General features: G+C 69.1%; 16 protein-coding genes. 11 read left to right on the top strand and 5 right to left on the bottom strand.

Going from position 1 to position 18,496, the window contains the following annotated elements; genetic code table 11:
- Window positions 1-373 precede the first annotated feature (373 nt).
- On the bottom strand, window positions 374-2,059 hold the full coding sequence (locus AB0D34_RS11860) for a PucR family transcriptional regulator ligand-binding domain-containing protein (protein WP_362660228.1): 1,686 nt from the start codon (window positions 2,057-2,059) through the stop codon (window positions 374-376).
- A 225-nt stretch (window positions 2,060-2,284) separates the two neighbouring features.
- On the opposite strand from AB0D34_RS11860, the gene AB0D34_RS11855 reads away from it, so the two are divergent.
- Complete coding sequence (locus AB0D34_RS11855) at window positions 2,285-3,553, top strand: aminotransferase class III-fold pyridoxal phosphate-dependent enzyme (RefSeq protein ID WP_362660225.1); 1,269 nt, start codon at window positions 2,285-2,287, stop codon at window positions 3,551-3,553.
- Between the two features lie 137 nt (window positions 3,554-3,690).
- Here the strand turns inward: AB0D34_RS11855 and AB0D34_RS11850 are convergent, their stop codons facing one another.
- Window positions 3,691-3,870 carry a hypothetical protein gene (locus AB0D34_RS11850; protein WP_362660222.1) on the bottom strand — a complete coding sequence of 60 codons (180 nt, stop codon included), beginning with the start codon at window positions 3,868-3,870 and terminating at the stop codon, window positions 3,691-3,693.
- A gap of 155 nt (window positions 3,871-4,025) precedes the next feature.
- Between AB0D34_RS11850 and AB0D34_RS11845 the strand changes: the two genes are divergently transcribed.
- Both AB0D34_RS11845 and AB0D34_RS11840 read left to right on the top strand, forming a co-directional pair.
- Window positions 4,026-4,910 (top strand): LysR substrate-binding domain-containing protein, encoded by an 885-nt coding sequence (locus AB0D34_RS11845; protein ID WP_362660220.1) that lies wholly within the window; start codon window positions 4,026-4,028, stop codon window positions 4,908-4,910.
- Between the two features lie 73 nt (window positions 4,911-4,983).
- A complete protein-coding gene (locus AB0D34_RS11840; RefSeq protein ID WP_362660217.1) occupies window positions 4,984-6,042 on the top strand; it encodes a tartrate dehydrogenase in 1,059 nt (352 codons plus the stop codon).
- A gap of 49 nt (window positions 6,043-6,091) precedes the next feature.
- Here the strand turns inward: AB0D34_RS11840 and AB0D34_RS11835 are convergent, their stop codons facing one another.
- Window positions 6,092-7,720 carry a PucR family transcriptional regulator ligand-binding domain-containing protein gene (locus tag AB0D34_RS11835; RefSeq protein WP_362660214.1) on the bottom strand — a complete coding sequence of 543 codons (1,629 nt, stop codon included), beginning with the start codon at window positions 7,718-7,720 and terminating at the stop codon, window positions 6,092-6,094.
- A 279-nt stretch (window positions 7,721-7,999) separates the two neighbouring features.
- Here AB0D34_RS11835 and solA point away from each other — a divergent pair, with 279 nt between their 5' ends.
- The 8 genes from solA (at window position 8,000) to AB0D34_RS11795 (ending at window position 16,683) form a co-directional block, all read left to right on the top strand.
- Window positions 8,000-9,136, top strand: coding sequence for an N-methyl-L-tryptophan oxidase (solA, locus tag AB0D34_RS11830; RefSeq protein ID WP_362660211.1), 1,137 nt, complete (start codon window positions 8,000-8,002; stop codon window positions 9,134-9,136).
- A gap of 116 nt (window positions 9,137-9,252) precedes the next feature.
- The gene (locus AB0D34_RS11825) at window positions 9,253-9,933 is read left to right on the top strand and encodes a haloacid dehalogenase type II (RefSeq protein ID WP_362660207.1); all 681 of its coding nucleotides are present in this window, start codon (window positions 9,253-9,255) and stop codon (window positions 9,931-9,933) included.
- A gap of 82 nt (window positions 9,934-10,015) precedes the next feature.
- A complete protein-coding gene (locus tag AB0D34_RS11820) occupies window positions 10,016-11,035 on the top strand; it encodes an ABC transporter substrate-binding protein (protein WP_362660204.1) in 1,020 nt (339 codons plus the stop codon).
- 43 nt (window positions 11,036-11,078) lie between these two features.
- Window positions 11,079-12,074: an amino acid ABC transporter permease gene (locus AB0D34_RS11815; protein ID WP_362660201.1), complete on the top strand. Its 996-nt coding sequence runs from the start codon at window positions 11,079-11,081 to the stop codon at window positions 12,072-12,074.
- On the top strand, window positions 12,011-12,760 hold the full coding sequence (locus AB0D34_RS11810; protein WP_362661001.1) for an amino acid ABC transporter ATP-binding protein: 750 nt from the start codon (window positions 12,011-12,013) through the stop codon (window positions 12,758-12,760). The genes AB0D34_RS11815 and AB0D34_RS11810 overlap by 64 nt, the downstream gene beginning before the upstream one ends.
- A gap of 164 nt (window positions 12,761-12,924) precedes the next feature.
- Window positions 12,925-14,205 (top strand): FAD-binding oxidoreductase, encoded by a 1,281-nt coding sequence (locus AB0D34_RS11805; RefSeq protein ID WP_362660198.1) that lies wholly within the window; start codon window positions 12,925-12,927, stop codon window positions 14,203-14,205.
- A 41-nt stretch (window positions 14,206-14,246) separates the two neighbouring features.
- Window positions 14,247-15,698 (top strand): NAD-dependent succinate-semialdehyde dehydrogenase, encoded by a 1,452-nt coding sequence (locus AB0D34_RS11800; protein ID WP_362660195.1) that lies wholly within the window; start codon window positions 14,247-14,249, stop codon window positions 15,696-15,698.
- 1 nt (window position 15,699) lies between these two features.
- The gene (locus AB0D34_RS11795; protein WP_362660192.1) at window positions 15,700-16,683 is read left to right on the top strand and encodes a D-2-hydroxyacid dehydrogenase; all 984 of its coding nucleotides are present in this window, start codon (window positions 15,700-15,702) and stop codon (window positions 16,681-16,683) included.
- A gap of 125 nt (window positions 16,684-16,808) precedes the next feature.
- Here AB0D34_RS11795 and AB0D34_RS11790 read toward each other — a convergent pair whose 3' ends face one another.
- Entirely contained in the window at window positions 16,809-17,162 is a 354-nt protein-coding gene (locus AB0D34_RS11790; protein WP_362660190.1) for a cupin domain-containing protein, read from the bottom strand.
- A gap of 377 nt (window positions 17,163-17,539) precedes the next feature.
- Window positions 17,540-18,352: a 2-oxo-tetronate isomerase gene (gene otnI, locus AB0D34_RS11785; RefSeq protein ID WP_362660187.1), complete on the bottom strand. Its 813-nt coding sequence runs from the start codon at window positions 18,350-18,352 to the stop codon at window positions 17,540-17,542.
- Window positions 18,353-18,496: the final 144 nt, after the last annotated feature.

The following is an 18,496-nucleotide window of genomic DNA, read 5'->3' as shown; positions in this document are numbered from 1 at the left end:
TCCGCATGAGGTCAACAGTGTGCGCATGGTGCGCGGTCAGGCTCGTGATCAGGTAGACGTGTTCTGGCACGCGTCGGCAGGTTCAGGCCAATCGCAAGAACGACAGAGCCGTGCGAATGCGAAGCCGGGTCGCGCCGCGGCCCCTGGCGGACCGCCACCTCATCCTGCGGGTGATACGGAACGATCCGTGTCGGGTGAACCCTCCCCGAACCTGCGCTCGGCGGCATACGCTGGCCAGCCAGTGCCGCCGTGATCACCAGGAGCCCGGGAGGTGCGGCGGGAGGTAGGGCAACGGGACCTGGGGCAGGCTGCCCGCCTGAGCACAGGGGCATGCTACCGACGCCATATGGGAGTGCGTGCTGTGGCCAGCGGCTCACCTGGCCCGTAGGACGTCGAGCGCTGTGAGTGCCATGTGCAGTTCGGTGCGGTGTTCGCCGGACTCGAGATCGCAGTCGAGTATCCGCTCGATGCTGCGCAGACGTTGGTAGACGGTCTCGCGCGACAGACCGCCGGAGCGGGCTGCCAGGGTCTTGTTGCCTGCCGCGTCAAGGTAGTGGCGCAAGGTCGTCAGCAAGTCCGTCCCGTGGCGGGCATCATGGTCGAGGAGTCGGCTGAGCCGGCGCTCGGTGAAGTCCTGGATCCGGATGTCCTCCCGGAGCGCGAAGAGAAGGCGGCGCAAGCCGATGTCGGACGGCTGGTGGTAGGAGCGTCCCGGCGGGAGCGGCTGGCCGGGCTCGGTGGCTTCGGTGACGCGGGTCGCCTCGCGGAAGGATCGGGCGACATCGAAGAGGTCCGCCGCCTCGCTGCCTGCGCTGACGGTGGCCCCCGGCGCCAACTCGAGTACGGTGCGGCTCAGATGTTCGACCACGGGTGGGCAGGGCTGGCCGGGGCGCAGGGACAGGAGGATGCCGAGGCGCGTGGGGCCGAGAACGCCGACGAGGGCTTGTGTCCCCTGCTTCCTCAGCTCTTCGCACAGGAGGGCCTCGCTTTTCGTCGCGTCCGTCTCCTGAGGGAAGTCCGCGAGCACGGCCATGAAGCCGCAGTCCTTGGTGGACAGACCCAGTGCGGCGACCCGGGCCGCGGCGTCCGCAGGAGAGTGGTGACGTTGTCCGACGAGGTCGCGCAGGAGATTGCGGTGTGCGGTGCGTTCCCAGGGCACGGGGTGGATGACGCGGGCGATGGTGAGGGCCATCGCAGCTCTCTCCAGAACGGTCACAGCCGTCGGGCCGAATGTCGAGGGGGTGGGCCGACCTGACGGAGCGGGCAGCATGACCACCCGGCCCCAGCTTTCGCCCTGGTACTCCACGGATGTCACGAGCCAGCCGCCGGGTCCGGACACGGATGTGCGGCCGGCGGGAGGTGTCGCTCGTGAGCGCCGTTCCCAGTCGCTGAGCGCTGCCTCGACCGTGCCTGCGGAGGGCGCGCAGATCAGTGCCTGGTGGGCCAGATTCTCCAGTACGACGGTGTGGCCGCTCATCTCAGCGGCGGCACGTACGACCTCCTCGGGCACAGCGCCGCGCAGGGTGAGGGCGGTGAACGCCTCGTGAATGCGCTGGGTCCGGCGCATCTCCTCGGCCTGGTTGCCGAGGATGAGAGCGTGGACGACTTGTGTGACCTCAAGGAAGTTGACGTCCTTGGCCAGGGTCACGAGGGGGAGCCCGCGCGCCTCGCAGGCATGGACCAGGGCGTCCGGCGGGCGGTGGTAACGGCGGACCAGTTCGATGACCAAGGCTGCCGCGCCGATGTCGGCGAGTTCGTTCACGTAGCGGCGGACACCGGCCGGCTCCTCGGGCAGGGGCATGCCGGTGGTCAGTACGAGCTCGCCGCCCTTGAGGAAAGAGGCAGGGTCGGTGAGCTCGGTCATGTGAACCCAGCGGACGGGGCGGTCGAGGAGGTCTGCTCCGGTGACGACCTGTGGCTGCCCGGCGGCGAGGACGGGAAGGGTCAGAACGTCGGCCACGGTGAGCGGATGGTTGGCGGTGGCCATGTCCGGGCCTGCCAAGGAGGCGTCAGGACCGTCGGTGACGGGCCGCGCAGCCGTGTGGTGGTTCTCGTGCATGGGGCCTCCCGGGGTGCTCCGTCACCTTGACAATCCTCGCTGACCTGCGCAAGAGCTCTGAAAGGGCTGCTGTGAGCAGGACGAGCGGGGCGTGACGCCGGGTGCGGCTGACACAACGTCCAGATGCCGTGGCGGGGGCGGACAGATCGCGCATTGGCGTCATCGAGGTACGCGGAGATGCTCGACCGGACCGGAGCCAGACCGACGATCCGCCGGGAGACGAACATGACTGCACTGTCGCCGCACCTACGCCAGGCCACGCCCGTGGTGGCGGTCCGGGGAGAGGGCGTCCACCTCTACGGTGAGGACGGCCGCCGCTACCTCGACTTCACCGCCGGCATCGGCGTGACCAGCACCGGGCACTGCCACCCCAAGGTCGTAGCGGCCGCCCAGGAACAGGTGGGCACCCTCGTCCACGGCCAGTACACGACAGTCATGCACCAGCCGCTGCGGCGGCTTGTCGACAAGCTGGGCGAGGTCTTGCCCGAGGGGCTCGACAGCCTGTTCTTCACCAACTCCGGCAGCGAGGCGGTGGAGGCCGCGCTGCGGCTGGCCCGGCAGGCCACCGGCCGCCCCAATGTCATCGTCTGTCACGGCGGCTTCCACGGCCGTACGGTCGCCGCCGCCTCTATGACGACCTCTGGCACCCGCTTCCGGTCCGGCTTCTCCCCGCTGATGAGCGGTGTCGTCGTCACTCCGTTCCCGTCCGCATACCGATACGGCTGGGACGAGGAGACCGCGACCCGCTTCGCGCTGAAGGAGCTGGACTACACGCTCCAGACGATCTCCTCGCCCGCCGACACTGCCGCGATCATCGTCGAGCCGGTGCTCGGCGAGGGTGGATACGTCCCCGCCAACCGCGCCTTCATGGAGGGCCTGCGGGAGCGGGCGGACCGCCACGGCTTCCTGCTGATCCTCGATGAGGTACAGACGGGCGTCGGCCGCACCGGCCGCTTCTGGGGTCACGACCACTTCGGCGTCACGCCCGACATCCTCGTCACCGCCAAGGGCCTGGCCAGCGGCTTCCCGCTGTCAGGAATCGCCGCCTCCGAGGAGCTGATGACCAAGGCGTGGCCCGGCTCGCAGGGCGGTACGTACGGCGCCAACGCCGTCGCCTGCGCCGCGGCCTGCGCCACCCTCGACGTCGTCCGCGACGAGAGGCTCGTCGAGAACGCCGAGGCGATGGGCAAGCGTCTTCGCCAGGGCCTGGAGGCGGTGGCCGACCGGACCGCAGGTATCGGCGACGTACGCGGCCTCGGGCTCATGCTCGCCACCGAGTTCGTCACCGAGGACGGCAGTCCGGACCCCGAGACTGCCGCCCGTGTGCAGCGGGCCGCTGTCGACCAGGGTCTGCTCCTGCTTCTGTGCGGCGCCTGGAACCAGGTCGTGCGGATGATCCCGGCCCTGGTGATCGACGAGACGGCGGTGGACCAGGGACTCCAGGCATGGGCGGCCGCGGTGGAGGCCGGCACATCGGGAGCGGCGCGGCGATGACGTGGTCGGGCCGGGGTGGCGTCCTTTCCGGCCGCACCGGCCTGCGCGCACCGAGGGTTCCTGTGCGGTCGTCACCGCGGCGACGGTCCGCCTGGTGGCGACCGCACAGGCTTCCACACCGCTCCCTCGCGTCCGAGTCAGGAGCTTGCGAAGTCGCGCGGGTGAGCAGCCAGGTTCTCCGGCGCTGCGGTACATCCAGCAGCGCCGGAGGCGTGGGCCTTCACCGCGTCCGCGTCGTAGCAGTCGAACTCGACATACCACCAGGCATGGCCCTCGGGGAGGCCGGTGACGGCGTCCGGGCTGCCGTGGGCCTGCATGGTGGCGACGAGCGCCTCAACCAGCTGTGACTGTGCTCGGTGACAGAAACGGTCACCGCATCGGGGGTCCGTGCTTCGTCGAGGCTGTCCTCCACGCAACCATGGTCGGGACCATCGAGTCGTCGGCTGCTGTGTTGAGGGGCAGAGGGTGCGTAATGGATGTTCGGCAGTTGGAGTACTTCCTTGCGATCGTTGATCGTGGGGGGTTCAACCGTGCGGCCTCGGCTCTGTACGTGTCGCAGCCGTCGCTGTCGCAGGCCGTGCGGGCACTGGAGCGTGATCTCGGTTCCGAGTTGTTCCATCGCATCGGGCGCAGGGCAGTGCTGACGGAAGCCGGAAGGGCTCTGATCGAGCCTGCCCGCGAGGCGGTGCGGAGTTTGGAGACGGCGCGAGCCAGTGTCGCGGCGGTGCATGAGCTGCGTGAGGGGCGCCTGGACGTGGCATCCGTGCCCTCGCAGGCGGTGGAGCCGCTGACGAGTCTGGTGAGTGCCTTCAGTCACCGGTATCCCGGCGTCTCCGTGGCCATCAAAGCGGCGTTCACCGCGCGTGACGTGATCGACATGGTGCGCACGGGTGCCGTGGAACTGGGGCTCTTGGCGTCCGCCGGGCCGCTTTCCGACAAAGAGGTCGTCTGCCATGCGCTGGGGCGGCAGCGCTTTGCGCTGATGGTGCCGGCCGACGGCCCGTTCGCTGATCGGACAGCGGTGGGGTGTCAGGAGCTTGCCGGACAGCGGCTGATCGTCGGGCAGCCGGGTACCGGAATGCGCGCCTACGTCGACGCGCTGCGGGAACAGGGCATCGAGTTCACCGTCGCCGCCGAGACCGAGCACCGGGTGTCGCTCATGCCCCTGGTACTGGCCGATGTGGGGCTCGCGGTGGTCATGGATTCCTGGCGGGACCTCGCCCGGCAGCTGGGCGCCCGCGTCCTGGACATCGAGCCGGAGAACACCTTGGACATCGCTCTCGTCAGCCGCCGCGGCAGCCTGTCGCCGGCGGCCGCCGCGTTCGTCACGGCTGCCCTCTCAGCCGCCGGCAACTGATAGGCGCCGCTTATAAGGGGTATCCGCTTTACGTCTTGGACGCCCCGCGGACCGCCTTGCTGCAATCGACGGTATGACGACCAACCACCGCATTGCCCTGATCCCCGGCGACGGCATCGGCGCCGAGGTACTGCCCCCAGCGCAGCAGGTGCTCGATGTTCTCGGCCGCCGCCACGGCTTCAGCCTGTCCTACACGTCCTACGACTGGTCGTGCGAGCGGTACCTGCGGGAGGGCGCGATGATGCCCGCCGACGGGATCGACCAGCTGCGCGATAAGGACGCGATCCTGCTGGGCGCCGTCGGCTACCCGGGGGTGCCGGACCATGTCTCGCTGTGGGGGTTGCTGATCCCGATACGGCGCAGCTTCCGCCAGTACGTCAACCTCCGGCCCGTCCGTGTCTTCGCAGGCATCGACAGTCCGGTGCGCGGCGCGCGGCCGGGCGAGGTCGATCTCGTCGTCGTGCGGGAGAACGTCGAGGGCGAGTACAGCGAGATCGGCGGACGGCTGAACCAGGGAACGGCCGAGGAGCTGGCCGTCCAGGAAGCGGTGTTCACCCGGGCCGGGGTCACCCGTGTCGCCGACTACGCGTTCTCGCTCGCCGCCCGCCGCCGGGGGAAGCTCACCTCCGCCACCAAGTCCAACGGCATCATTCACACCATGCCGTTCTGGGATGAGCTGATCGCCGAGAGGGCTGCCGAGCACCCCGGAGTCTCCTGGGACCAGGAGCACATCGACGCGCTGGCGGCCAAGTTCGTCCTCGACCCCGCCCGTTTCGATGTCGTCGTCGCCTCCAACCTCTTCGGCGACATTCTCAGCGACCTCGCGGCCGCGGTCGCCGGATCCATCGGCATCGCCCCGGCGGCCAACCTCAATCCCGAGGGCGACTTCCCCTCGATGTTCGAGCCGGTACACGGCTCAGCGCCCGACATCGCGGGCCAGGGCATCGCCAACCCGTTGGGCGCGATCTGGTCCGCGGCCATGATGCTCGACCACCTCGGCCATCCCGCCGCGGCCAAGGACATCACGGACGCGATCGCGTCGGTCCTGGCCAAGACCGATACCCGCACCCGTGACCTGGGCGGAACCGCGACCACCGCCGAGTTCACCGACAGGCTGATCGAGCTCCTCTGAGCGATGTTCTTCCGCGGTGGGCGGCAGGGACGACGCCGCCCACCGGTCATCATTCCCGCGCGCCCTCTGCCGGTGCTTCTCCCGCGTCCAGAACCAGCACCGCGACGTGCAGGGACGTGCGCTCCAGTCCTGACTCCAGGTCGCAGCCGAGGAGCCGCTCGATGGTGTGCAGGCGCTGGTAGTACGCCTGCCGGGACATGCCGGCGCGTTTCGCCGCGACGGACTTGTTCCCGGCCGCCGCCAGATAGGCGCGCAGTGCCGGGAGCAGATCGCCGCTGTTGCGGTCGTCGTGCTCGATGAGGCGGGTCAGTTGCCGCTCGGCGTACCGCTGAAGACGGGTGTCCTCCCGAAGGATGCCGAGCAACTCCGGTAGCCGGACGTCGGCGGGGACGTAGAACCACCGCTCGGGGGAGGCCGGTGTGATCGCCTCGGCCGTCTGCTCCGCCTCCTGCCACGACCCGGCGATCCCGCCGAGGTCGGTCACCCCGGGGCCGACGGCGACAACTGCCCGCGGTCCAAGTTCTTCCCGGGCCAGGCGGCCGATCCGTTCGGCGACCGGCTGCCAGGCGCTCGCCTGTGCCAGAGCCATGAGGACACCGATGCGGCCCGGGGCCGTCTCGCCGACCAGGGTGCGGACACCGGTGTGCGTCAGCGCCTTCGCGATCCGTTCGTCGAGGTGTTCCCCCTCGGTGCCGGTGTACGGGTGGCGGATGACCACGGCGAACAGGCGGTGTCCGAGGGTGGGCAGTCCCAGTGCCTCGGCGCGGGCGCGGGCGTCCGCGGGGGAGCGGAAACGCCGTTCGTACAGGTCCCGCAGTACGGAGCGGTGGGCCCGGCGCTCCCACCACGCCTGCCCCGCCAGACGCGCCATGGTCAGCGCGATCGCCGCACGCTCCAGCACCAGGACGTGCTCCGGGTCGGGCTCGGCGCTCAGCCGGTCCTCCAGCAGCACCAGCCGCCCCCACGGGCCGTGGTGGTCCTGCACCGGCGCGATCAGCCACCCCTCCGGGCCGCTCGGCGTGATCCTCTCCGGCGTCGGGGCGGCCCGCGAACGCCGCGACCAGGCCGACACCACCGGCTCGTACGGCCGGCCGAGCAGCTCGCACATCAGGACCCGGTGGGTGAGATCCTCCAGCACCACGGGGGCTCCGGTGAGCTCCGCGGTGGTGTGCACCAGTTCCTCGGGGTCCGCGCCCCGCAGCGTCAGGGCCGTGAAGATGTCCTGGATGTCCCGCCCGCGGCGCAGCAGGGCCCCCTGGGCGTCGAGGATGAGCGCGTGCACCGTCTGCGTGACGTCGATGAACCGGACGCCCCGGGCCAGCTCGACCAGCGGCACATCACGGGCATGGCACGCCGCCACCAGCTCCTGGGGCACCTTCTGGTACCGGTACCCGAGCTCCACGATCAGGCCGGCCGCGCCGACGTCCGAGAGCTGGTCGACGTAGCCGCGCAGCTCGGAGGCCTTCTCGGGATGCGGCACACCGGTCGTCAGGATCAGCTCGCCGCCCTCCAGGAAGTCCGCGGGGTTGAGCAGCTCGGTGACATGCACCCAGCGCACCGGGCTGTCCAGCCGTGACTCGCCTGCCAGCACGCGAGGCATCCCTTCGGCGAGCACGGGCAGGAGCAGTACCTCCCTGAGCGTGGGGAAGTGCCCGGTTGCGTGACGTCTGGGTGGCATAGGTGGTGCTTTCTTCCGAGGGGAATCGGGCTCACCTTCGCATCGGCCACTCATCGTGACAAGAGGCGGCCCGTCATTCGGGCAGCCCGGTCGTCCGCCGTGACAGACCGTCTCAAGAAGGCCCCGAGGCGGAACACAGTGTGGGTTGCCCTGCGGGTTCTCCCGGGCGGAGAGTGAACGCCATCCCCAGCAGGACGCGAACCGGAAAGGTCCACACGGTGTCCGCACAGTGCTGGGGCCCCACTGCCCCCCCACCACACCATCGAGAGGAGCGACCTCATGCGCATCCCGAAGCGCGTCGCCGTGATCGGTGCCGGCAGCATGGGCAGCCAGACCATGTGGCGACTGGCCGCCCGCGGAGCCGAGGTCATCGGCTACGACCGCTACGCACCGGGTCACGACCGCGGCGCGGCCGGGGGCGAGAGCCGTATCTACCGAGCCGCCCACCTCGGCGAGCCGGGGTACATCCCGCTGCTGCGGCTGGCGGACCGGTTGTGGGAGCAGCTCCAGGCGGAGACGGGCCGGTCGCTGCTACGCCGCAGCGGCAGCCTGGTGATGGGAGAGACCGCCTCACCGTCCCTGCGCCTCCTTCTGTCCACCAGCGCCGCCCACGGGCTGGATCACGAGGTCCTGGACCGGGAGGAACTCGTCCGCCGCTACCCGCAGCACCGGCTCCCGGACGGACACACCGCTGTCCTCGACCGGTTGGGCGCCGTCCTCAGGCCGGAGGCGTCGATCCAGGCCGCCGCCGCCCATGCCGAGCACCTGGGCGCCCGGCTGCACCGCTACACCACGGTGCGCGAGGTCGCCCCCGCGGCCGGCGGTGGGGTGCGGATCGTCACCGACCAGGGCACGGACCACGTGGACGCCGCCGTGGTGACCGTGGGCCCCTGGATCAACAACCTGCTCCCGGACCTGCCCCGGACCATCGATGTCCGCCGGGTGATCTGCTCCTGGCACCTGCCCACCCGCCACGACTGGTTCGCGGGCAGCGCCCCTTCCTTCGTGCGCGCCGCACCCCACGACTGCTTCGGAATCCCGTCGCCCGACGGCATCTCCGTCAAGCTCGGTCTCTCCTTCAAATACCATGCGCCGGTGCCCGAGCCCGAACGGCTCGACCGTACTGTCCGCCCCGACGAACTCGGTGTCTTCCGCGAGCTCATCGATGAACTCATGCCCGACCTGAACCCCGACCCCATCAGGATGTCGGCCTACATGGAGGGCTACACCAAGTCCGGAAACCCGCTCGTCGGTCATCTCCCCGGCGAGGACGACATCATCGTCATGGCCGGGTTCTCCGGCAGCGGTTTCAAGTTCTCGCCCGCGATGGGCGAGATCGCCGCCGACCTGGCGCTCGACGGCACCACGGAGCACCCTGTCGACTTCCTTGCTCCGGCAGGAGTCGGCGCCGCCTGATCCCCGGCGGTTGCCGACGTCATCACCCCCTCATGACGTCTCTGTCGTGAGCATGCCTGAAAAGGGCCTGCACCGGCCCTGACCACTTCCCCGACGCAAGAAAGTGGAGCACTTCCATGCCCATTCCCTCGTTCCAGTTCCGCCCGAAGTACGTCTCGTTCGACTGCTACGGGACGTTGATCGAGTGGCCGATGACCCCCATCACGCGTGAACTCGTCGGCGACCAGATCCCCGCCGAGCAGTGGGACCAGTTCGTCAAGGAGTTCCGCGGCTACCGCTACGACTCGGTCCTCGACAAGTACTACCCCTACGAGCAGACGCTGCAGGCCGCCTTCGAGGGCGTCTGCCGCAAGTGGGGCATCAAGGCGGTCCCGGACGCGGGCAAGCGGCTCGCCGACGGCGTGCGCAGCTGGGGCCCGCACGCGGATGTGCCGGCACCGCTGAAGAAGATGGGCGAGAACTACAAGCTGGTGATCCTCTCCAACGCCGACGACTCCTTCCTCGCCGAGAGCGTGCCCCGGCTCGGCGCCGACTTCCACGCCGTCTTCACCGCCGAGCAGGCCGGCTACTACAAGCCCCGCTACGCCGCGTTCGAGTACATGCTCGACCAGCTCGACGCGTCCCCCGAGGACTTCGTGCACGTCTCCTCGCACACCCGCTACGACCTGATGCCGATGCACGACATGGGCTTCCGCAATCTTGTCCTGCTGGACCGCGGCTGCGACCCGGTCACCCACGGCTACGACTACGTGACCGTCAAGTCCCTGGACGAGCTCAACCAGATGCTGGGCATCTGACGCCCGACGCTCACCCGCTCACCAGCCCCCCGTCCGACCCGCACGTCGTCCCCGCATCCCCGCATCCCCAGGAGGCACCGCCATGGAAACCAACCGGACAGGCCGCAGAAACGCATTCCGCACCGCAGGCGCCGTGGCCGCCGCGATGCAGGTCAACAGACACCTGAGCATCCCGCTCGTCACCACCGCCCTGGCCCTCGCGCTCGCCGCGTGCGGGTCGACCGGCACCGCGCAGAACGCGGGGGCGAAGGGCACGACGCAGGGCGGGGGAGTCGGCGCGTCCGCCGAGCACACCGACGACATCTCGGTGGGCGTGAATCCGGACCAGAACGCGGTGAAGCTGCTGCCCGCGAGCGTGAAGGCCAAGGGCACGCTCTCGGTGGCGATGGACCTGTCGTACCCGCCCACCACGTTCATGGCATCGGACAACAAGACCCCGATCGGCTTCAACCCGGACATGTCCCGGCTGATCGCTGCCAAGCTCGGCCTGAAACTCCAGATCAACAACGTCAAGTTCGACACCATCATCACCGGCCTGCAGGCTGATCGGTACGATTTCACCAGCTCCACCATGGGCGCCACCAGCGACCGGCTGAAGGTGCTCGACATGGTCGACTACATCAACTCCGGGACAGGAGTGTCCGTCCCCTACGGCAACCCGCAGAAGCTGGGCACTCACACGCTGTGCGGGCACCGCGTCGCCGTCCCCTCCGGCAGCACCGCGGAGCTCCAGTGGCTGCCCCAGCTGTCCAAGCAGGACTGTACGAGCCAGGGCAAGCCGGCCATCAAATCCGTGACCCTGCCCAGCGTGAACGACGCTCTGACCCAGCTGGTCTCCAAGCGGATCGACGCGGTGATGTACGACTTCACCTCGCTCGAGTGGGCGGCCGCGCAGCAGCCCAAGACGTTCGACGTCCTCAGGCCCCTGGTGGCCACCAAGCCCGCGACCGTCGCGCTGAAGAAGGACTCGCCGCTGACCCCCGCGGTGAGGGCTGCCATCCAGTCGATCATCGACGACCCCAAGTACACCCAGGCGCTCGGTCGCTGGGGTCTCAAGGACCTCGGGATCAAGACCGCGGCCATGGCCGTCCCGCAGGACTGACATGTCCACGGATCTGATCGGTACGAAGACCGGGAGCCGACCGATGTCACCATTGCTGGCCGAAGAAAAGAAGCGGGTCACGCCGAAACGTCCGCGCGACTACGTCGCCTGGGCCGTCGCGATCGCGATCGTCGCCGGTCTGGTGTGGACCGCGGTGACGAACGAGAACTACCGTTGGCCGGTGGTGTTCAGCTACTTCACCACCGAGACCATCCTCAACGGCCTGCTGATCACGCTCCTCCTGACCGCGGCGAGCATGGCCCTGGGCACGCTGCTCGGGCTGGTGCTGGCGGTGATGCGCATGTCGCACCAGCGGCCCGTCTCCGGGCTTGCCCAGCTCTACATCACCTTCTTCCGCGGCACCCCGGTGCTCGTGCAGCTGGTCTTCTGGTTCAACATCGCGGCCCTGTATCCGCACCTCTCGATCGGCATCCCGTTCACCGACATCTCCACGCCGGTGAACGTGAACGCGATCATGACGCCGATGACCGCGGCCATCGTGGGACTGACGCTCAATCAGGCCGCCTACATGTCCGAGATCATCCGCGGCGGGTTCGCCTCGGTCAGCCGCGGACAGCACGAGGCGGCGGAGTCCCTGGGCATGTCGGGGTTCACCAAGCTCCGGCACGTGATCATCCCGCAGACCATGCCAGCGGTCATTCCGGCCACCGGCAACCAGGTGATCGGCATGCTCAAGGAGACCTCGCTGGTGAGCGTGCTCGGCGTCGCCGACCTGCTGAACAGCGCACAGTCGATCTACGCCCGCAACTACCAGACGATCCCGCTGCTGATCGTGGCCAGTCTCTGGTACCTGATCATGACGCTGGTGCTGAGCGTGCCGCAGTCCATGATCGAGCGCCGTTTCTCCCGCTCGACCCGGGCGCGGCTGACTCCGGCCGCCACGCCGGCCGAGCCGGGGGCGGGCCAGCCAATTCCCACCACGAGGGAGTCCCTGCTGTTAACGCCGACGGAACGATCGTCGCACGCAAGCTGTGCAAGAGCTTCGGACGTCACCAGGTCCTGCGTGACATCGACCTGACCGTCGCGGCCGGAGAGATCTCCTGCATCATCGGACCGAGCGGATCGGGCAAGTCCACCCTGCTGCGGTGCATCAACGGCCTGGAGACCGTCGACCGCGGAGTCCTGCGAGTCAATGGAGAGGACTTCGGTTACGTCGAGAAGGACGACGCCTACCATGCCGTCCGCCCGCAGCGGCTGGCCGAGCAGCGTGCCCGCATCGGCATGGTGTTCCAGCAGTTCAACCTGTTCCCGAACATGACCGCCGAAAGCAACGTCATGTCCGGACCGGTGCTGGTGCAGAAGAAAAACCGCGCCACCTGCCGGGAGCAGGCACAAGAGCTGCTGGCCAAGGTCGGCCTCAAGGGCTGTGGCCACAAGTACCCCGCTCAACTCTCCGGCGGCCAGCAGCAACGCGTGGCCATCGCCCGCGCGCTGGCGATGGAACCCACCATCATGCTGTTCGACGAACCCACCAGCGCGCTGGACCCCGAGCGCGTGGGTGAAGTACTCGCCGTCATGCGCGACCTCGCCGGCAACGGAATGACCATGCTGCTCGTCACCCACGAGATGGGCTTCGCCCGCGAAGTCGCCGACGAGGTCCTGTTCATGGACGAAGGCATCGCAGTCGAGCGCGGCGACGCCCGCGAAGTCCTGGGCAACCCCCGTGAGAAACGAACCCAGGCCTTCCTCGAAAGGGTCCTGTAGAAGCGGCTGGGACCGACGTGACGTCCGCACCCTGCAGGTCCCGGTCCCCAACGCCTCCCAGTCAGACGTCGATCCGACCGTCGCTGACGTCGCCGTCGGCCGGGCTCCTGGTGGTGCCCGGCCGCGCCCCGCCCCCCTTCGAAACTCCCCGCTAAGGACCCGACATGAAGACGATTCCCTACTGGATAGAAACCGCCGGGGCGTTTCCCGACCGATCCGGCAAGCCGCTGACCGAGGACACCGACCTGGTGGTCATCGGCGCCGGCCTGACGGGTCTGTCCACCGCCCTGCACTCCGCCCGCAAGGGCGCCCGCGTCACCCTCGTCGAAAAGGGCCAGATCGGCTCCGGTGCCTCCGCCCGCAACGGCGGGATGGCCAACCTGGGCTTCACCATCGGCGTGGGCCAGGCCATCCGCCGGTACGGACTGGAGCGGGCCCGCGAGATCTACAACTCCTACGGCGAGGCCGTCGACACCGTCGAGCGGCTCGTGAACGAGGAGTCCATCGACTGCCAGTTCCGCCGCGTCGGACGCCTGGGCGTAGCCTCCCGCCCCGCCCACTTCGAAGCCAAGAAGGCCCAACAGCGCGCCCTGGCCAAGCACTTCGGACACGAGACCACTCTGATCGGCAAGGCCGAGCTGCGGTCCGAGATCGGATCCGACGCCTACCACGGCGGCCTGCTCGACCCGTTCAGCGCGGCCCTGCACGTCGGCCGCTTCGTGCGCGGTTTGGCCGAGGCGTGCGAGCGCGCCGGTGTAGAGATCCACGAGCGCAACGCTGCTATCGGCGTGCGGCGTACCGCCGCCGGCCGGTTCGAGGTCAGCACCGAGCGCGGTGTCATCCGTGCCGGGCAGGTCATGATGGCCACCGACGCCTACACCGACAAGAACTTCCCCTGGCTGCGTCGCCAGCAGGTCTGCGTGGGCAGCTTCATCATCGTCACCGAGCCGCTGGGCGAGGAGCTCGCCGGGGACATCATCCCCAAGGCCCGCCTCATCGTCGACTCGAACAAGGTCTGCCACTACTTCCGGCTCACCCCGGACAACCGGCTGCTGTTCGGCGGCCGCGCCCGCTTCGCACCGTCCGACCCCACCTCGGACAAGAAGAGCGGGGCCGTCCTGTTCCGTGAGATGTGCGAGATCTTCCCCCAGCTCTCCCGTACCAAGATCGAGTATGTGTGGGGCGGCTCCGTCGGCTTCGCCATGGACCGCATCGTGCACGCCGGGCAGACCGAGGACGGCGTCCACTACTCCATGGGATACGCCGGCCACGGCGTACAGATGGCCACCCACATGGGGCACGTCATGGCCGAGGTGCTGGACGGCCACCCCGAGGTCAACCCCGTCCGCGACATCGCCCCGCCCCGCATCCCCCTCTACAACGGCACCGCCTGGTTCCTGCCCTTCGCAGGCGCCTACTACAAGACGCTCGACCGCATCCGCTGACCGGTCGGCAGCCTCTCTACACCCACAAGGAGATACCCACGATGACTGTCGTCCGTGATGTTCCCAAGCAGCTGTTCATCGGCGGCGATTGGCAGGACGCCGAGTCCGGCCGGACCGTGTCCGTCGACAATCCGGCAACCGGCGAGGAACTGTGCCAGGTCGCCGACGCCTCACCCGCCGACGGCCGTCGTGCGGTCGAGGCGGCGGTCGCCGCGCAGGCCGCCTGGGCCGCTACCCCGCCGCGCGTGCGCAGCGAGATCCTGCGCCGCGCCTACGACATCATCATCGCGCGCACCGAGGACCTCGCGCTGCTGATGACCCTGGAGATGGGCAAGCCCCTGGCCGAGGCGCGTGCCGAGGTCGCCTACGGCGCGGAGTTCTTCCGCTGGTTCTCCGAGGAAGCCGTGCGTATCGACGGCGGCATGATGACCGCCCCCGACGGCAGGAACCGTCTGCTGGTCGCCCGTCAGCCCGTCGGCCCCTGCCTGCTCATCACTCCCTGGAACTTCCCCCTGGCGATGGGCACCCGCAAGATCGGCCCCGCCGTCGCAGCCGGCTGCACCATCGTCCTCAAACCCGCCCCCCAGACCCCCCTGACCAGCCTCGCCCTGGCGGAGATCCTCACCGAAGCGGGTCTGCCGGCCGGGGTGCTGAACATCGTCACCACCACCGACGCCGCCGGCGTCGTCGAACCCCTCCTGCGCGGCGGGAAGATCCGCAAGCTCTCCTTCACCGGCTCCACCCAGGTCGGGCGGATCCTGCTGGCCCAGTGCGCCGACACCGTCATCCGCACATCCATGGAACTGGGCGGCAACGCCCCCCTCATCGTCTTCGACGACGCCGACCTCGACGTGGCCGTCGAGGGCACCATGGTCGCCAAGATGCGCAACATGGGCGAGTCCTGCTGCGCGGCCAACCGCATCTTCGTCCAGGCTTCCGTCGCTGAGGAGTTCTCCTCCCGCCTCGCAGCCCGCATGGCCGCCCTCACCGTCGGGCCCGGCACCGAACCCGGCACCGACGTCGGCCCCCTCATCGACCTCGCCGGCCGCAGCAAGGCCCACGACCTGGTGCGGGACGCCGTCAAGCGCGGTGCCACCGCCCTGACCGGCGGTGAACTCCCCGAAGGGCCGGGCTGCTTCTACCCGCCCACCGTCCTCACCGGCATCGCCCCCGACTCCGCGATCATCGACACCGAGATCTTCGGCCCCGTCGCCGCGATCCGCGCCTTCGAGACCGAGGATGAGGCCGTCGCCGCCGCCAACGACACCGAATTCGGTCTGGCCGCCTACCTGTTCACCCAGAACCTCCACCGTGCCCTGCGTGTCGCTGAACGCCTCGAAAGCGGCATGATCGGCATCAACACCGGACTGGTCTCCAACCCCGCCGCGCCCTTCGGCGGCGTCAAGCAGTCCGGCCTGGGCCGCGAAGGCGGACTCGTCGGCATCGACGAGTTCCTGGAGTACAAGTACATGGCCGTCCCCGTCGGAGCCTGACATGGGCGAGCGACTCGTCGTCCTCTACCGCGGCAACCGGCCCCCCGGCACCGACCGCATCGAAAGCCTCGCGGACACTGTCTACGCGACCGAGGAGGAACTGCCCTACCTCCTCCCCGGCGCCGACGTCCTCCTGGCCTGGGTGACCAGCACCCCGGCCATCCGCGAGGCCTGGCCCGACGATCCGGAGAAGGCACCCCGCTGGGTCCACGCGGCGTCAGCGGGCGTGGACTCCTTCCTGTTCCCCGCTCTCGTGGACGATCCGCAGGTTGTCCTGACCAACGCCCGCGGGGTCTACGAACAGCCGACCGCCGAGTACGTCCTCGGCATGATCCTCGCGCTCGCCAAGGACTTCCCCGGTACCTGGGAGCACCAGCGGCGCCGCGAGTGGCGTCCGCGCCCCAGCGAAGGCATCACCGGACGCGCCGCGCTGGTCTGGGGGACGGGTCCGACCGGCCGGGCCATCGCCCGGCTGCTGTGCGCCGTCGGGATGCGGGTGAGCGGTGCCGGCCGCACGTCCCGCACGGACACCCCCGACTTCGGCACGGTCCACGGTACGTCGACCCTGCGCTCCGCCCTGGCAGAAGCGGACTACGTCGTCCTGGCCGCCCCGCTCACCCAGGACACCCGGGGCATGGTCGACGCCTCCGCGCTCGCCGCCATGAAGCCGGGGGCGCGGCTGATCAACGTAGGCCGGGGCGGACTCGTCGACGAGGAGGCGCTGGTCGATCACCTCGCCGCCGGACGGCTCGCCGGCGCGGCTCTGGACGTGTTCGCCCAGGAACCGCCGCCTGCCGAGTCCCCCCTGTGGGACATGCCTGGCGTGATGATCTCCCCGCACACGGCGGGCGAGACCACCAGCGAGCGGGAGGAGCTCGTCGAGATGTTCCTCGACAACTTCGCCCGGCACACCGAGGGCCGGCCGCTGCGCAACCTGGTGGACAAGCAGCGCGGATACGTGGTCGACGAAACGCCCCCAGCCTGAAGGCGAGTAGCACGCGCCCCGACCGGTAGGAGTCACCGGTCGGGGCGCGTGCTACTCGCCTTTTCTCTCTCCGACTTGCGGACCGGGCGGTAGCCGCCCGGTCCCATCGCTTCGCCGAGCCAGGTTTATGAAACGGTCAGGTAGATCTTGCGCACGGTTTCGATGGTCTTCCAGACACCGACGTAGCCCGGCTTCATGACAAAGCTGTCGCCTGCCTTGTAGATCATCGGCTCGCCGCCTTCCGGCGTGAGTTCGATGACGCCGGAAAGGATGTGGCAGAACTCGAAGAGCTCGCCCTTGATCGAGTGCGTCTCGCCGGGTGTGGCTTCCCAGACGCCCGTCTTGATCGTTTCCCCGCGGGCGGCGTCCTGGGCCCAGGTCTTGTAGGTCGGGTTGCCGGAAATCAGGCGTTCCGGCAGCGGGCCGGACTCCTGGGGCGCGAAGGAGGGGTTGGGATCGATGGTCTTCAGGAGCGACATTTCTTTTCCTCTACTGGATGTGACAACGACGAAAATCCGGAGCGGACATACCAGGCGTCACCGGGCCGAGTTCGACCAGACTCATCGCGCTTCTCGGAGCAGGGCCTGACGGCTGCCGCCACGGGCGTGCCGGACGATCGGCATCGAAGGCGACCTGATGGGCGGCGGCCTGCACCGGCGGTGTGGAGCGTGCGACTGCCCCGGCCCATCGAGTATTTCTGACGCCCCGCACGGAGCCCACGCGTGATCTGTCCGTCGCGGGCACGATGTTCGGACGTTGTGTCAGGCGAAAGGCCAGAGGGGCCTTCATGGCCAGGAGCGGATCGGTCGCCACGGGCGCATGCAGCGGCACGGACGGGTCTGCGAGCATCAGGTGCTCATGCGTTTTTCCCTCGCCGGCTCCAGTACTCGTGGAGCCAGCGGAGACCCTCGCTCGTGCCGGCTCGGGGGCGGTACTCGCAGCCGATCCACCCGTCGAAGCCCAGCTCGTCGACCACGTCGAACAGATGGCGGACGTTGAGCTCACCCCGGTCGGGCTCGCCCCGGTCGGGCACGCCCGCGATCTGCAGATGACCGACCCGGCCGGTCGGCAGGTCGCGGCGCAGGGTCGCGGTGAGGTCGCCCTCGACGATCTGGCAGTGGTAGAGGTCGAGCTGCACCTTCAGATGCGAGGCTCTCACCTCCTGCACCACGGCGTGGGCCTCGGCCTGGGTACTCAGGAAGTAGCCGGGCATGTCACGGCCGTTGATCGGCTCGATCAGGATGTCGACGCCCGCCGCGGCGGCCCGTTCCGCGGCCCAGGCCAGGTTGGTCAGGTAGGTGGCGCGGTGCTTGGCACGCTCGGCTGGTGTCGCGGCAGGCCGGACCAGTCCGGCCATGAGGTGCACCCGCGGGCAGCCCAACACCGCTGCGTACTCCAGCGCCCGGTCGACCCCGGAACGCACCTCCGCCTCTCGCCCGGGCAGTGCTGCCATCCCGCGCTCCCCGGACTCCCACGCTCCGGGAGGGGCGTTGAAGAGCACCTGCTCCAGCCCGTGGTCATCGAGCCGGCGGCGCAGCTCGGCGGCGTCGTACGCATAGGGGAAGAGGTACTCGACGGCCTGGAAGCCGTCGGCCGAGGCCGCGGCGAAGCGGTCGAGGAAATCGTGCTCGGTGTACATCATGGACAGGTTCGCTGCGAACCTCGGCATGCTGGCTCCTGTGTTTTGGCCGTGCTTACCTGCGTAGACGGAAGATCTGGGCGTTGATCCCGGAGCGGGCCGACCAGGCGGCCATCCGTGCGTCATCAAAGCCGGACCGCAGTGATGCGGTGCGATCATCTGGCTCCGCAATCT

Source organism: Streptomyces sp. NPDC048420 (assembly GCF_040651535.1).
In the GTDB taxonomy this organism is placed as follows: domain Bacteria; phylum Actinomycetota; class Actinomycetes; order Streptomycetales; family Streptomycetaceae; genus Streptomyces.
Note: the sequence above shows the minus strand (reverse complement) of the source record. Positions and strands in the feature narration are given on the sequence as shown.